The sequence below is a fragment of the Bacillus sp. FSL R9-9497 genome (genome assembly GCF_038005805.1).
Classification (GTDB): Bacteria; Bacillota; Bacilli; order Bacillales; family Bacillaceae_G; genus Bacillus_A; species Bacillus_A cereus.
The window spans coordinates 1,767,128-1,782,477 of record NZ_JBBOTY010000001.1 but is presented as its reverse complement, the minus strand read 5'-3'; the positions used below and the strand labels follow the sequence as shown (position 1 = coordinate 1,782,477).

The following is a 15,350-nucleotide window of genomic DNA, read 5'->3' as shown; positions in this document are numbered from 1 at the left end:
TATTATTTAAAGGATTTTTTTTATCGTTAAATTTTATATCAAAGAAAAACAAAAGAGCATGACAATTTTATGTCATGCTCTTTTAACAAATTAATTCTCAAATACAAAATTAATCTTATTATCTTTCCACTCTAATTTCGCATCAAACGTTTTCTCGCCCTTTTTAAAGCCTTTAATTAAATCAGTCTTTTCACCTTTTAAGAGCTTTGTCATATTCTTTTGCGAAATTGTTTTACTTAATATCTTCTTTGAAATGGTGAAATCACATTGCGTTGTATTATAGTTAGAACAACCGTAAAACGTTGACTTATCAATTACATCGCCATCACATTTTTTACAGCTACCAACCTTTTTACCCGTTGTAAATTTCGATCCTTTTCGTTCAATCGATTCAACATGTAGTCCCGTGAAATCCCACTTCTCAGACATTTCCACTGCGTCTTCAATAATTTTAGCTGATAGCTTTTTCGTCTGTTCCATAAAAGTTGCTGGTGAAGCTGTACCTTCACCAATTTCCGCAAGACGTTGTTCCCATTTCGCAGTCATTTCCGGTGAAGCTAGTATTTTGTCACCAATTGCGGTAATTAATACTTTTCCTTTATCAGTCGCATACACTTGGTTTTTCTTTACATCTATATATTTACGGTCTTTCAGCATCGTAATAATCCCTGCGCGGGTCGCTTCCGTACCTAAACCTTCTGTTTTCTTCAATACCTTCTCTAGCTCTTCATTCTCTAAATACTTACCAGCTGTTTTCATTAACGTAATAAGTTGTCCTTCTGTATAACGCTTCGGTGGCTGTGTTTTTCCTTCTTTCACTTTCACCTTTACAACTTTTCCTTCTTCACCTTCAGCTACAATTGGAAGAATGGTTTCGTCATCTTTATCGTCTTGGAAAATAACTTTACGCCAACCTTCTTGAATTTGCTGTTTTCCTTTTGAAATGAATTCAGCACGTTCATCTACAAGCGTTACAATCGTTGTATAGTCAAAGATTGCAACTTCATAATGAGCTGCAATAAGCCTTCTTACGATCATATCGTATATTTTCTTTTCATCACCTGATAGTCTGCTTGGGTTTGTAACTTGCTCTGTCGGAATAATCGCGTAGTGATCTGTTACTTTCTTTTCATTTACATAACGCTTATTGTTCATAATGGATTCAACCGGAGCCGGTAATAAACCTTTATATTCATCAAACTGACTTAACTTCTGTAAAATATCAGGGAACGTCGCTGCTTCTCCTTGAGTAACATAGTTAGAATCTGAACGTGGATAAGAAACAATCCCTTTTTGATAGAGTGCTTGCGTTATATCAAGCGTCTTTTTCGGTGAAAACTTAAAGGCTTTATTTGCCGTTGCTTGCAGTGATGATAAGTTGAATAAAAGCGGCGGCTGAAACTCTTTACGCTCCGTTTTCATTTCCTTCACAACAGCCGGTTTCCCTTGGCAAAATGCCGCAATTTTATTCGCCATATCAGGGTCTTTTAAGCGGGATTCATTATCCTTCTCCCATTTCCCGTCATATTTCTTTCCTTCTATATTAAAGGTTGCAAACACTTCCCAGAAAGGCTCTGACTTAAAGTTTTCAATTTCTTTCTCACGCTTTACAATCAATGCTAACGTTGGTGTTTGGACACGACCAGCAGAAAATACATCATTCATTCCTTTTTTCTTTAGCAAAATACTAAACACACGTGATGCATTCATACCAACAACCCAGTCAGCACAAGATCTTGTGTATGCTTCGTAATACGTATTAATTGTATCTGATTCGTCAAGTAAATTTTTAAACCCTTGATAAATAGCTTGCTTCGTTAAAGACGAAATCCATAGACGCTTCATCGGCTTTTGCACGTTACAAAGATTAATAATATTTCGTACGATTAGTTCCCCTTCACGCCCAGCATCGCCTGCGTGAATAATTTCTGTTACCTGTGGATTATGTAACAGCTGTTTCACAACGTTAAATTGCTTATACTTTGACTTTGTTACTTCAAATTGAAAACGCTCTGGAATCATCGGTAATGTATTAAGTGACCATTTTTTCCACTCTGCGTGATAATGCTCTGGATTACATAACTGCGTCAAATGACCAATTGCCCATGTACAGTACGCTCCATTTGGAAATAACTCATTCGCTTCTACCTCTAAATATCCATCTTTCCGGCGATATTTAAACTGTGAAACAAGAGCCAACCCTTGATCTGGTTTCTCGGCAATAATTAATTTCATTTTATAACTCCCTATCTGTATTCCAGTGTTACTTTCATTGTCTATATGTTTAGAAGCGATGATAAAACAACAATCTTATTTATCATTCGCGATTTGTCTCGCAAATGGGAGACCTATAATATTATACGCTTATTCTTTATGGCTTCACAATAGAAACTCATAATATAACAATTTCTTTCACATGCTTACAATTAAAAAAGACGCCCTAAAAAATCAAGCGTTCCTTTGCTTACATCTATGAAATTGTGCAGATAATATGCAGATATAAATTATCATAAGTACACATATGATGAAATGAACGATAGGACAAGGAGGTATCATAATGTTTGTTTATACATTAACTGCCCTAACACTTTGCTGTACCTCAATTCTTATTGCATCCAATATTTCTAAACGTAAGGGTACCCTAATGGAGTATATGGTATTTATTATGTCTTTTAGTATGAGTATCGGTTTAAGTATTGGTTTTTACTTAGGCATTCTCTTTAAGGGGGAATTACTATATTCTACTTTACTTGCTATTTTAATTAGTGGTTTTATCGGTTTTTTAGTGGGTCTACGTTTTCACCTATATACTGCTTTAGAAGGAATGTTCTCTGGATTAATGGCAAGTATGATGGGAGCAATGATTACAGAAATGTTAAACGCTCAACAAGCTCATAGTATATTGTTCATTAGCCTTTTACTTACTATAACGATTACTATGTCCTGTGTGATTCAATTGTTATCGGAGAACTTTTCTACTTTTATCCAACAGCGTTTTTTGTTATTACTTTCAATTAGTGTAGTAATTATCGTTGCCGTATTCGCGACATTCCCAGATCATACTCCTGCGCCTTCACCTGGGCATAATCAACATATACATTAGTACTTGCAACAAAAATGAATAAGCAGCTATCCATAGGATAACTGCTTCCTATTATTCTGGCTTATTAGGAATATTTTGGTTTGGAACATAGTCAGATTTATAATCTGTATAGTTCACTTCCGTTACCATCCCTGCTGAAGCATGATGTAGGTCGTGACAGTGGAACATCCACTCACCGGGATTGTCTGCTACAAAGGCTACTTCATATTCTTCTCCTGGTTTTAAGTTCAATGTATCTTTTACAATTGGAGAACCTTCTATCGGTTTTCCATCTTTACTCAACACCTGAAAGAAGTGCCCATGTAAATGCATTGGGTGATCATCCATTTTAGAACGATTTACCAACTTCACTTTTACTAAATCACCCTTTTTTACTTGAATTGGGTCAATATCCGGAAATACCTTTCCGTTAATTGTATATACCATTTCATTTTCATTCATTTGCGTATTTAAGTCCATATTATATGTGGCAGTATACTCTTGATTTAACGTGAAACTACCTAATTTTTTAACACCATATTTCGTCATATCTAATTTCGCTAATTTTCCCTTTTCATCTGCTTTATCTTTCATCTCTTTGCTGCCATCATACTCAATAACAGCTTTCATTCCTTTTGCACCTTTATTTTTTGAATGGTCCTCAACATACCATTTCCCAGTTTTATTAGCAGTAAATTCAATATCATAACGTTCACCCGGTGCGATTGAAATTACTTTATCCTTTATAACTTTTGGATTGTTTATTGGTTGACCATCTGTCGCAATTACTTTTATATCATGACCGTGAACATGTATATCATGTGATAGATAACCAGCATTAACAAGTCGAAGACGAACTTTATCTCCCTTATTCACTTTCAATGGCACTACTAAATCACCGCTTTTTCCATTGATTGTGAATAAATCATACATACTCATATCATGACCTTCCATCTTCATATTTCCATGGTCCATTCCTGCCATATTGCCAGAGTCTTTTTGATCACTGCCCATGTCCATACCAGAATGATCCATGCCGTTCTTATCATCATTCTTTTTCGTATTTTCATCACCTTTAGATTTATTACCTATTTGCCCTTTTGTCATTTCTTTTAACTGCTTTTTAATTTCTTCTTTATCTGTAACCCATTCATCCAACAGTAATGTGTAATCTTTATCATATTTTTCCTTTGTATCCTCTACAATGAGCGCTCCATACAAACCTCTATCTAATTGATTTACAGAATCTTGATGCGAATGATACCAGTACGTTCCTGGTACGTTCGCTTCAAATTCGTAAGTGAAACTTTTTCCTGGTTCAACTGCATCTTGTGTCACGCCCGGAATTCCATCCATGTTATTTGGGACAGGATATCCATGCCAATGAATAGATACTGGTGCAGATAATTCATTTTTTAATGTCACTTTCACCTTTTCACCTTTTTTCACCCGAATTTCTGGACCAGGAGATGAGCCATTAAATGTCCAGACTGGAACAATAACACCGTTACTTAATTTTTGCTTTTCTTCTTTCGCTATTAAAGTAACTTCTGGCCCTTTTTCAACCTTCAATGGTGTTGTAGCTGTTTCAGTCTGTAGTGTTTTGTTATCATTCATATTTTTATGATCATTTGTTGTATTTGTGGCCAAAGAACATGCAGCAATTAAAAATATTACAGAGACCGTAACAGCTTTTAATACAAATCGCTTCATGGAAAATCCCTCCTTTTTCAAAATCATTATAGAACTTGATTTTCAAGAAAATAAGGAGATGTAATTAGATCTTACGTAAGCTAATTGGAAAATTACTAAAAGCGGAGACATTACAAGAGACGAATATTTTAGTAATACAAAATGCTTTCCTTGTAGCGACTATATTAGCCGTTCTCGTATTTGTTTTGACGTTATTTCTTAAGAAACAATAACACTGCTATTATTAAATAAGAAAAATGTAGCTAAAATGCTCTTCACAAAAGAACTTAGATTTCTGTATAATAAGAACTAATGTTCCTCACAGACAATGGACTCAAATTACACAAATATATCAAATAGAAGAGGATTGATATACGATGAAAATTGATAGACCAAAAATTTCACCAGAGTTATCTTCAAAGAATTTTCAAGATATTTTTTATGAAGAAGATCCAACATTGGAAGTGTGTGAAATTATAGACTCCACTTTCGAAAATGAATCTGTAGATAGAGTGCGGTTATATGATGCGGTGATAAAAAACTGTAAGTTTACTAATACAGACTTTAGCAATATTGATATTACAGATGTTTGTTTTGAAAACTGTGATTTATCAAATGTTAATTTAAGCAATTCTTCTGTTCACAGAGTCGAATTTAAAAACAGTAAATTAATCGGAGTAAATTTCACAGGATCTAGCTTAGGAAATGTTAAATTTGAGAATTCAATTTTGAATTTAGCGGCATTTGGAAATTCTAAACTAGAAAAAATCATATTCAATGAAACTTCATTAAATAATGCAGATTTTTTTGACTGTAAACTTAAAAAAGTTGAATTCCAATTATGTAGTCTTGATGAAGCTAATTTTGATCAGACATCACTGAAGGGGATAGATATTAGTTCTTCTACCTTTGATACACTTACAGTTTCAGTGAACGATTTAAGAGGATGTAAAGTATCGACATATCAAGCTGTTCAGTTTGCTACTTTATTAGGATTAATAATTAAAGATTAGTATTTCGAAGAAAAGAACCCTATCCCGAATCATGGATTTTTTAATTGTCCACGATTCGAGATAAAGTTCAAATAAATTAGTGATGACTCTTTTATTATTTAACTACAGCTCGGTTTCCTTTTACATGTTCATTATTTACACTCATAAATTCTTCAATTTCTTCAACTTCCCTAATGATATCTTTTGACAAGTTTTCATACCCGTCTTTCGTTACAAGAATGTCATCTTCAATACGAATTCCAATTGATTCTCCTTCAATATAAAAACCAGGTTCAATTGTTATAACCATACCTTCTTCTAACACTCTATCTTTATATGTTCCTACATCATGTGTATCTAAACCAAGGAAATGGCTGACACCATGATAATAGTATTTTGATAACTCTTCATCTTCTTGAATTAAACCAATTGCTTTACACTCTTCTGCCAGTACCTTTTTTGTATGCTCATTTAATGCATCGAACTTTAATCCTGGCTTAATAATCTCTGTTGTTTCTTTTAATGCTTTTAATACAATATTATAAATTTGTTTTTGGCGACTAGAGAATGTTCCATTTGCCGGGAATGTATAACTAATATCAGCGTTATAGTAGTCTTTTTGAGCACCTAAATCTAGTAATACTAAGTCACCATTTTGAATTTGTGCATCATTATCTTCATAATGAAGAACTGTAGCATTTTTCCCACTCGCCAAAATTGTATTGAACGCATGGTGCTTAATGCCAGATGATTTCAGTGTAAAATCAAATTGTGCTTCTAATTCATACTCCATCATGCCTGCTTTTGCATGCTTAAGTACGTTGTAAATACCGTCTTTCGTTATAGCAATCGCTTCTTTAATAATTTCAATTTCTTCTTCTGTTTTAAATACTCGTAATTCACAAATGTTCGGATATACATTACCAATTGTTACGTGTGGGTATTTTTCTCTTACATGTTTAGCAAATGCTAATGTTTTTGTCTCCGTACCATTCCACTCACGACTTTCTATATCTAAATATAAATGCTTCGCATTTTCTGTAAAGAGTATATTTGACATTGTCTTTTCAAAGCTATCTAAATATACAACTTTCTTTATACCTGAAATTCCCTCTGCTTCTTCGCTAGAAACTGTTTTCCCAACCCATTTTTCCATTACTGGATCTGACTTTTCAATGAAAAGTGTCTCTTCTACACTATTCCCAACCTTTTTCAGCATAAAAATAACATTTGGTTCATCGATTCCCGTTAAGTAGTAAAAATTACGATTCGGTACAAATTTATAATGTGCATCAGCTGACATATGCGGTGCTTGTCCCGCAAATAAAATCGTAATAGATCCCTCTGGTAATGTGTTTGCTAATCGTTCTCTATTTTGAGAAAAAAATGTTGATTTCATAATAATCCTCCTAGTGTTCTATGTATGCTTGTGAAACTAATCATCAATACAATTCATTCTATTATTGTTATAATTTTTCGTCAATTTTTAACTTAATTTTAGATAGTATTGACACAAACTACTAAACAAGTTACAATAACTATAAATTGGTAAGCCACTAATTTATTTTAAAATAAGAGGTGAACAAAATGCAAAACATTTTATTCCGTATTAATGAATTATCAAAAAAAGAAAGAACATCTGGATTAACAGTTGATGAAAAACAAGAACAACAAATGTTGCGCCAAAACTATACAGAAACATTTCGTGGAAGCCTAGATTCCATTTTATTAAATACAAAAATTGTTGATCCTAATGGTCTTAACGTTACACCAGTTGCATTACAAGATGCTCAAATACGTTTAAAATTAAGCAAATGAGTTCCGCGCTAAAGAATTTCAATAAAACATAAACAGAGCTGGATTTCCTATATAGAAATTCCAGCTCTGTTTATTGTCTTTTCTAATTTAGTAAACGAGCGATACATCGCAATTCTCCACGACACAATCATCGCAAATGCAAGTAAGAAAAACATTCCGCTTAACTCCGCTAAATCAATCGATTGACTTAAATATGATTTCAACGCTACTCGTACAGCTAATAATCCGACTAAAATAAATATAAATGCTTTTGACGGTTTCATATATATTTGTTCGTCTCTTATTTCAAACTTCGTTGTTTTTATAAGAAATACAGAGAAAATAAGCCCTGCAATAATTGCTTCTATTATTTCTAACGACGTTAATCGGAATTCCGGTAAAAAGTACATCATTGCTCCAGTACTCATAAAAATTGGCGGCAATATAATTTTCTTTTTCGTTACCGGTTTTTTCGCTGCTTTAAAGCGCAGAAACATGACACCAACAGCCATACAAACCGCTAAAATACTTGATAAAAGTGCTATCATACTCTTCCCACTCCTATCTATTTAAAAGACTTTTTGAGCAAAATCATAAACCAAACGAGCCCGATACTTATAATAATATGACCTAATCCAGCCATATGGCTTAAACCGTAAAAGTCAGTTCCATTTACTTGTAAAAGACCTCTCCATAGCATTGTAGCAATAGTAAAGATTACTCCTACATTATAAACAACAAACCATGCACAAAAGCTCTTTGTTTCTTGTACATGAAACACTTTACATAAAGCTAAAGCAATTAAAAAGAATACAAAACCGAGCACTAATACATGTGTATGCACTAATTGCAACATTGTGGATCCTTTAATTCCTTGTGCTTTCGTATACTCTCTTGCAAATACACCTGATAATAAACCAATAATTAAGTAAATAAATGCCGCATTATATAATTTCTTCATTCTATTCCTCCTGTTGTAAACTTTCTATATTCGCTGCAATTATTTTAAGCGAAGTTTATGAACGGAGTATGAACAAAATATTACATTCAATTTTTGAAAATAAAAAAGCCATTCCACAAATAATAATTGTAGAATGGCTTTTCAATTTATTTTAAATCTTCTATTGAGAAAGCACCTGGAAGTAATTGCTCAACAGTCACTTCTTTTTCATCACCTTTTACATTCGTTAATAATACAGGCATTTTTGGATCACAGAATTCAGCAATTACTTGTCTACACGCACCACATGGTGAAATCGGTCCATCAGTTTCTCCTGTAATAACTAAGTAACTAAAATCGCGCTCACCTTCTGATACTGCTTTAAATATTGCTGTTCTTTCTGCACAGTTACATAAACCGTAAGAAGCATTTTCTATATTACAACCAGTATAGATTTTCCCTTCTTTCGTAACTAACGCTGCGCCAACAGGAAATTTAGAATACGGAATATACGCTTTCGATAACATCTTGTTTGCTTCTTCAATATATTTTTTCTTATCCATATTATTTCCCCCTCAAAGTAAATGAAATGATGATTAGTCAGTAATAACTGTATGAACTAATTTAGGAGCCATTGCTGTTTCAGCGATAGAGATGTTCTCATAAATTTTTGCTTTTACATCTTCTACATTTTCACGATTTGCGTAGATTGTTACGAATGGCTCGCCTTCTTTTACTGCATCGCCAACTTTTTTACGTAACATTAATCCTACTGCTAAATCGATTTCATCTTCCTTCGTTGCACGACCTGCACCAAGTAACATAGCTGCAATACCAATCTCATCTGCAACAATGTTAGAAATAACACCTGAAGTTTTTGCAGGTACATCAATTACATACTTAGCTTGTGGCATTTTTTCTGGATTGTCTACAATTGAGCTATCTCCGCCTTGATTGCTTAAGAACTCTTTAAATTTCTCAGTTGCTTTTCCGTTTTTCATCACTTCAATTAGCATTTCACGAGCTTCTTCTAACGTATTTGCTTTTTTCGCAAGTACGACCATTTGGCTACCTAATACAAGTACTAATTCTGTTAAATCTTCTGGACCTTCACCTTTTAACGTATCAATCGCTTCTTTTACTTCTAGAGCGTTACCAATCGCAAAACCAAGCGGTTGTGACATGTCCGAAATAACAGCCATAGTTTGACGTCCTACATTATTTCCGATACGTACCATTGCATGTGCTAATTCTTTTGCATCTTCTTCTGTTTTCATAAATGCACCAGCACCTGTTTTTACATCAAGTACGATTGCGTCAGCACCAGCTGCAATTTTTTTACTCATAATTGAACTTGCGATTAAAGGAATTGAGTTAACAGTTCCTGTTACGTCGCGCAATGCATAAATCTTTTTATCTGCAGGTGTTAAGTTTCCTGTTTGTCCAATAACAGCTACTTTGTCACGGTTTACAATATCAATAAATTGTTCTTTTGTAATTTCAACGTGGAATCCTTCTACCGCTTCTAATTTATCAATTGTTCCGCCTGTATGTCCTAAACCACGACCAGACATTTTTGCTACTGGTACATCTAAAGCAGCAACTAATGGTCCTAATACTAAAGTTGTGGTATCACCAACACCGCCAGTTGAATGTTTGTCTACTTTAATTCCTTCAATTGCTGATAAGTCGATCGTTTCACCAGACTCAACCATCGCCATCGTTAAATCTGCACGTTCGCGATCTGTCATATCTTTAAAGAAGATTGCCATTGCAAGCGCACTCACTTGATAATCAGGAATACTTCCGTCTGTATATCCATTAATAAAGAATTTGATTTCTTCAGTCGTTAATTCTTTGCCGTCACGTTTTTTTGCAATAATATCTACCATTCTCATTACAATCACCATTCCTTTTTATATTATACGAATCTATTAAAATAATAAGCCAACGATTGTTGCTGATAAGAAACTTACTAATGTTGCACCGAATAGTAATTTCAAACCAAATCTTGCCACTACATTCCCTTGCTTTTCATTTAAGCTCTTAACCGCCCCTGCAATAATCCCAATTGAAGAGAAGTTTGCAAATGAAACTAAGAATACAGATATAATCGCTGTCGTTCTATCTGAGAAATTAAAGTTTCCTTGTGCTAAATCTGTCATAGCGACAAATTCATTCGATACTAATTTTGTTGCCATAATATTTCCGGCATTAACTGCTTCATGCCAAGGTACACCCATAATAAATGCAAATGGTGCAAATGCATAACCAAGAATTTCTTGGAATGAAATACCGATTACACCTTTAAATACTGCATTAATGAATGCGATAAGAGCAACGAAACCGACTAACATAGCTGCTACTGTAATGGCAACTTTAAATCCGTCTATAATGTATTCACCTAATACTTCAAAGAAAGTCTTTTTCTCTTCTTCTTGCACTTCTAACATATCTTCTTCCTCAGTAACCTCGTAAGGGTTAATGATAGAAGCGATAATAAAACCACCAAATAAGTTAAGCACTAAAGCGGTTACAACATATTGCGGTTTTAATAACACCATATATGATCCGACGATAGACATTGAAACGGTAGACATTGCAGATGCACATAATGTATACATTCTTTTCTCTGGCAATAACCCTAGTTGTTTCTTAACTGATATAAATACTTCAGATTGTCCTAAAATCGCAGAAGCAACAGCATTATATGATTCTAGTTTCCCCATTCCATTTACTTTACTTAATGCTAAACCGATAGATTTCACAATAATAGGTAATACTTTAATGTGTTGTAATATACCTATTAGTGCCGAGATAAATACGATTGGCATTAATACACTTAAAAAGAACGAAAACTCTTTTTGATTTACTAGTCCACCAAATACAAAATTCACACCGTCAGCAGCATATTTTAATAACTCTCCAAAACCATCTGCTATTCCGCTAATTAATATATTCCCTACACTTGTATTTAATAATAAAAATCCCAAAATGAATTGTAATATAACCATCGTTATGATTGGGCGATATTTGACTTTTTTTCTATCATTACTAGCAAGCCAAGCGATACCTAAAATCAATACGAGGCCTAAAACACCGATTAAGTATTTCATAAGCCGTCTCCTCCCATTCGTATCCGCTTACATTTTTTTCAATTATTAAAGCAATAGATACACTTTACTTTGTGTATCTATCGCTTTTGACTTCATTAATGATTAGTAGTTATCTGTAGCACCTTTTGCATCATTTAATACGATTGCAACACTAGCACTTGCTCCAACGCGAGAAGCTCCAGCAGCTACCATTTTTTCTGCATCTTCACGTGTACGAACACCACCAGATGCTTTTACACCAACGTTTGGTCCTACTGTTTTACGCATTAATGCGATATCTTCAGCAGTTGCTCCGCCAGTTGAGAATCCAGTTGAAGTTTTTACGAAGTCAGCACCAGCTTTTACTGATAATTCACAAGCGCGTACTTTTTCTTCATCTGTTAATAGGCAAGTTTCAATGATTACTTTTACAAGAGCTTTTCCTTTTGCTGCTTGTACTACTTCATAAATATCTTTTTCAACAAGTTCGTTGTCGCCATCTTTTAAAGCGCCTACGTTGATTACCATATCAACTTCAGTTGCACCTTTTGCGACAGCATCTTTTGTTTCAAATGCTTTTGTTTCAGTAGTGCTTGCTCCTAATGGGAAACCGATTACAGTACAAACGTCTACATCATGTCCAGCTAGTTCATCAGCCGCTAATTTTACCCATGTTGGGTTAATACAAACAGAAGCGAATTTATATTCCTTTGCTTCTTCAATTACTTTCATAACATCTTCTTTAGTAGTATTAGCTTTTAAAATTGTATGGTCAATTAACTTTGCAATGTTCATTATCTTCACTCCTCATATCTTTTAACAACTTCATTCTAACTCTTAGTTGAACAAATGTAAATACACTTTTGAAATTTTGTTCATTCTTTTTTAAAAGGAATTTTCTTGTAGTAAATAAAGCGCATTCTAACAAAGAACATTTCAAATATATAATCAAAATTTTTATGTTAACAATGGTAGTATGTATCTCCATATCCATAATTATTTTTAAAAAGGCAACTTGTGTTCAAAAAACTCCTATCATTCATACATAACAAAATAAAAGGCGTTCTCAAAATTAACATCTTGAGAACGCCTTTTATTTCTAATCTTTTTGATAATGTAACAATTCTTTTGCTGTATGCTGATCGATAATTAATACATTTGCATACCCGCCACGTAACGCACCATCAATTGCTTTGATTTTTCTATTACCACCTGCAACTAAAATAGAACGTTTCTTTAATTTCAGTTCTTCTAACTCAATTCCAATGGTCCGCTTATTAATTTCTTCACTACTAATATTTCCGTCCCCATCAAAGAATCGTGAACAAATGTCACCGACCGATTGTTTTTTGAGTAAACTCGTTTCACCCTTATCGAAATAACCTAATCGGAATAATAGCGCTTCGTCTCGCACTGTTCCTACAGTGAAAATTGCAATATTCGCTTGCTTCCCCATTTCGATAATATGATGAATATGTCGATCCTGCTCTACTAATTCTTTTGTCACTGCATTATCAAATATAACTGGAAGAGGTAGATTTCTTGGCGTCGTTTGAAAAGCATCTGCAAATAAAGCTATCGTTTCATTCGCATATGTATTTACACTTGAATGACTAATACCACCTTTTAGCTGGACAACCTCTACCCCTTTTACATGTTGCGGTACGATTTTTCTAGCGATTTCATACATAGTCATTCCCCAGCTTACACCAACAATATCACCGTTTTTAACTGTCTTTTCCATATACTCAGCAGCATATTTACTTATATACTCTGTAATCGTTGCATATTCCGGTACTGGAGAAAATACAACATGTGCCTCTAACAAGTTGTATTTTTCTTTCAGTAAATTCCCAACGTTATCTAAATCCGCAAATGGATCAGCGATGCTAATTTGAACAAACCCTTTTTCTTTCGCATACTTTAACAATCTAGAAATTGTTGGTCTTGAAATATTTAATTTGTTAGCAATTTCTTGCTGACTATAATCTGATTGATAATATAATCTTGCAACTTCAACGCTTAATTGTTGTTTATCTTTTTCCATAGTAACTCATTACAAATCCCTTCCTGTATTTCCCTTTCGTTACAAGCATTATACAGCTTTATGCAAAAAAATTCGACTACCGAATTTTATCTATCTGAACTTCTACTACACTTAATATATAATGAAAACTTATTGTGTAGATTTACAAACTCAATATAGATACGCTTGAAACATATAAATCGATTAACATTTAATTCACATTTTTCTGTAGTAACGATAACAAAGCCGTTCAAGTTGTATATGAGGCTTAGAATATCAAAGACTATTTTTTCTCCTATCTATGGCATTTTCGCCCGTTTTTCTATAAGGGATTAAACTGATGAAGCAATAATTCGATTATCTAGAATACAAATGCTCTACAGAACAAAGAATATGGATTATGTATCCATGGAGATACAATCCCAATCTTCATTTTTATAATTGATTAGCCAAAACAAGCCTCTTCGTCTTTCAATAACAATACTTTCATGCATACCTGCAGTTGCTTCTCTCGCATTAATTCTATCATGTACACAAGCCCAATGAAGCCGATAAATAAGGTCGGCCTCGTCCAAAATTTCTTCTGCATTTCGCAATTTTGTTTTTTGATAAAATTCATTAAAAGAACTACAATCAGAAACAAGTTTAATTGCATAATGACAGTCACAGATTTCTCTTGGGAATTTCAGTGTATTCACGAGGCCTATTGACCAAAGCAAAACCCATTGGGCTTCATACTGCCATGCAATCTGTATCGCTTCTTTCTCATCAGGTTCCTCTGAATTTAGAAAATTTCTTTCCTGCATCGTTAATGATTCAACCACATCAAATTGATTCAGCAGCTCCATGACGAACTCTTTGGAAGTTTTCAAATCTCCTTCTTGGGCAACATCACAAGCATATTGTATGACAATCAACAAAGCTACTGCTCTCTTCGTAATCTCTTCTCGGCTTCTTAACTGAATACTTGTCAAAGGAGGCAATTGAGGCAATCCTTCTATATATGGAATCCCTTTATCTTGCAGATAGCTTATCGATTTCTGTTTTCTTTTCTCCCCATCGGTAGAAGTACTATTCTGTCCCCTTATTTTGTTCGTACATGCTTGAGGAGTAAATTCTGAAGGACCAGAGGATCCATCCGGAAATACAATTACTTTTCCATCCTTCCCGATGAGAGTTCGATCAGGAATAAAACCAATACCGTTCACCTCATTAAGTAATTTAAGAAACAGCTCCACGTATTCATCACTATAATCCTTCTTCGTCTCTATAGCGATTATGGTATTAATTACAGAAATCTGTGCCAAAACCATCTTCTTAAGATGTTCTTCTTGAAATTCGATTTGATCGTACATGTGCATCATTCCAGGAATATTATTGAAAAAATAATCAGGAGATAATTCTTCAGAATCCACCCGAATAATAATTTTATTTTTGCCAAATAGTCTTTTCGATTGAATCGTATATTCATTTTTATTGCGTTCAACCTTAAACCCATTTTGAAAAACTTGAGTAATGAAACCTTCTATATCACTTGTATCATTCCTTGATGCAAATATCGTAAAAAATTTCAATTTCCCCCCTCCTCTAATTCTTATATTCTTCTTAGCTATAAACTTAGAAAAACAAAATAACATAAGTTTTTTAACATATGATACATAATTAGTATATTAAAACAGCTTTTTCATTATGGCTTGCTCTTCAACTAAAGTTCGTATTAGTGAAA

Annotated in this window: 14 protein-coding genes; 3 read left to right on the top strand and 11 right to left on the bottom strand. The window is 33.8% G+C overall.

The annotated features are described in order from the left end of the window. Positions 1–90: 90 nt before the first annotated feature. Positions 91–2,235: a DNA topoisomerase III gene (gene topB / locus MKY21_RS09265; RefSeq protein ID WP_000766771.1), complete on the bottom strand. Its 2,145-nt coding sequence runs from the start codon at positions 2,233–2,235 to the stop codon at positions 91–93. A 322-nt stretch (positions 2,236–2,557) separates the two neighbouring features. On the opposite strand from topB, the gene MKY21_RS09260 reads away from it, so the two are divergent. Beyond that, entirely contained in the window at positions 2,558–3,103 is a 546-nt protein-coding gene (locus tag MKY21_RS09260; protein ID WP_341076018.1) for a hypothetical protein, read from the top strand. Between the two features lie 51 nt (positions 3,104–3,154). Here the strand turns inward: MKY21_RS09260 and MKY21_RS09255 are convergent, their stop codons facing one another. Further along, positions 3,155–4,795 (bottom strand): multicopper oxidase family protein, encoded by a 1,641-nt coding sequence (locus MKY21_RS09255; protein ID WP_341076016.1) that lies wholly within the window; start codon positions 4,793–4,795, stop codon positions 3,155–3,157. 356 nt (positions 4,796–5,151) lie between these two features. Here MKY21_RS09255 and MKY21_RS09250 point away from each other — a divergent pair, with 356 nt between their 5' ends. Then, positions 5,152–5,787, top strand: a complete 636-nt coding sequence (locus MKY21_RS09250) for a pentapeptide repeat-containing protein (protein WP_000687273.1) — start codon at positions 5,152–5,154, stop codon at positions 5,785–5,787. 94 nt (positions 5,788–5,881) lie between these two features. Here MKY21_RS09250 and MKY21_RS09245 read toward each other — a convergent pair whose 3' ends face one another. Beyond that, positions 5,882–7,165, bottom strand: a complete 1,284-nt coding sequence (locus MKY21_RS09245; protein ID WP_341076014.1) for an aminopeptidase P family protein — start codon at positions 7,163–7,165, stop codon at positions 5,882–5,884. 188 nt (positions 7,166–7,353) lie between these two features. Between MKY21_RS09245 and MKY21_RS09240 the strand changes: the two genes are divergently transcribed. After that, positions 7,354–7,584 carry a DUF896 domain-containing protein gene (locus tag MKY21_RS09240; RefSeq protein ID WP_001179616.1) on the top strand — a complete coding sequence of 77 codons (231 nt, stop codon included), beginning with the start codon at positions 7,354–7,356 and terminating at the stop codon, positions 7,582–7,584. A gap of 47 nt (positions 7,585–7,631) precedes the next feature. Here the strand turns inward: MKY21_RS09240 and MKY21_RS09235 are convergent, their stop codons facing one another. The 8 genes from MKY21_RS09235 to MKY21_RS09200 form a co-directional block, all read right to left on the bottom strand. Then, on the bottom strand, positions 7,632–8,111 hold the full coding sequence (locus MKY21_RS09235; RefSeq protein WP_098906283.1) for a CcdC family protein: 480 nt from the start codon (positions 8,109–8,111) through the stop codon (positions 7,632–7,634). Positions 8,112–8,128: 17 nt separating this feature from the next. Then, the gene (locus MKY21_RS09230) at positions 8,129–8,524 is read right to left on the bottom strand and encodes a DUF2871 domain-containing protein (RefSeq protein ID WP_341076008.1); all 396 of its coding nucleotides are present in this window, start codon (positions 8,522–8,524) and stop codon (positions 8,129–8,131) included. 146 nt (positions 8,525–8,670) lie between these two features. Next, complete coding sequence (locus MKY21_RS09225; protein WP_000358532.1) at positions 8,671–9,066, bottom strand: cytidine deaminase; 396 nt, start codon at positions 9,064–9,066, stop codon at positions 8,671–8,673. Between the two features lie 33 nt (positions 9,067–9,099). Next, the gene (locus MKY21_RS09220; RefSeq protein WP_061664479.1) at positions 9,100–10,401 is read right to left on the bottom strand and encodes a pyrimidine-nucleoside phosphorylase; all 1,302 of its coding nucleotides are present in this window, start codon (positions 10,399–10,401) and stop codon (positions 9,100–9,102) included. A gap of 36 nt (positions 10,402–10,437) precedes the next feature. After that, on the bottom strand, positions 10,438–11,619 hold the full coding sequence (locus MKY21_RS09215; protein ID WP_044795723.1) for a NupC/NupG family nucleoside CNT transporter: 1,182 nt from the start codon (positions 11,617–11,619) through the stop codon (positions 10,438–10,440). Between the two features lie 102 nt (positions 11,620–11,721). Further along, positions 11,722–12,393 (bottom strand): deoxyribose-phosphate aldolase, encoded by a 672-nt coding sequence (gene deoC / locus MKY21_RS09210; protein ID WP_044795722.1) that lies wholly within the window; start codon positions 12,391–12,393, stop codon positions 11,722–11,724. Between the two features lie 304 nt (positions 12,394–12,697). Further along, positions 12,698–13,645 (bottom strand): sugar-binding transcriptional regulator, encoded by a 948-nt coding sequence (locus MKY21_RS09205; RefSeq protein ID WP_000409785.1) that lies wholly within the window; start codon positions 13,643–13,645, stop codon positions 12,698–12,700. A 377-nt stretch (positions 13,646–14,022) separates the two neighbouring features. Then, positions 14,023–15,198 (bottom strand): DUF4272 domain-containing protein, encoded by a 1,176-nt coding sequence (locus MKY21_RS09200; RefSeq protein WP_341076005.1) that lies wholly within the window; start codon positions 15,196–15,198, stop codon positions 14,023–14,025. Positions 15,199–15,350 lie beyond the last annotated feature (152 nt).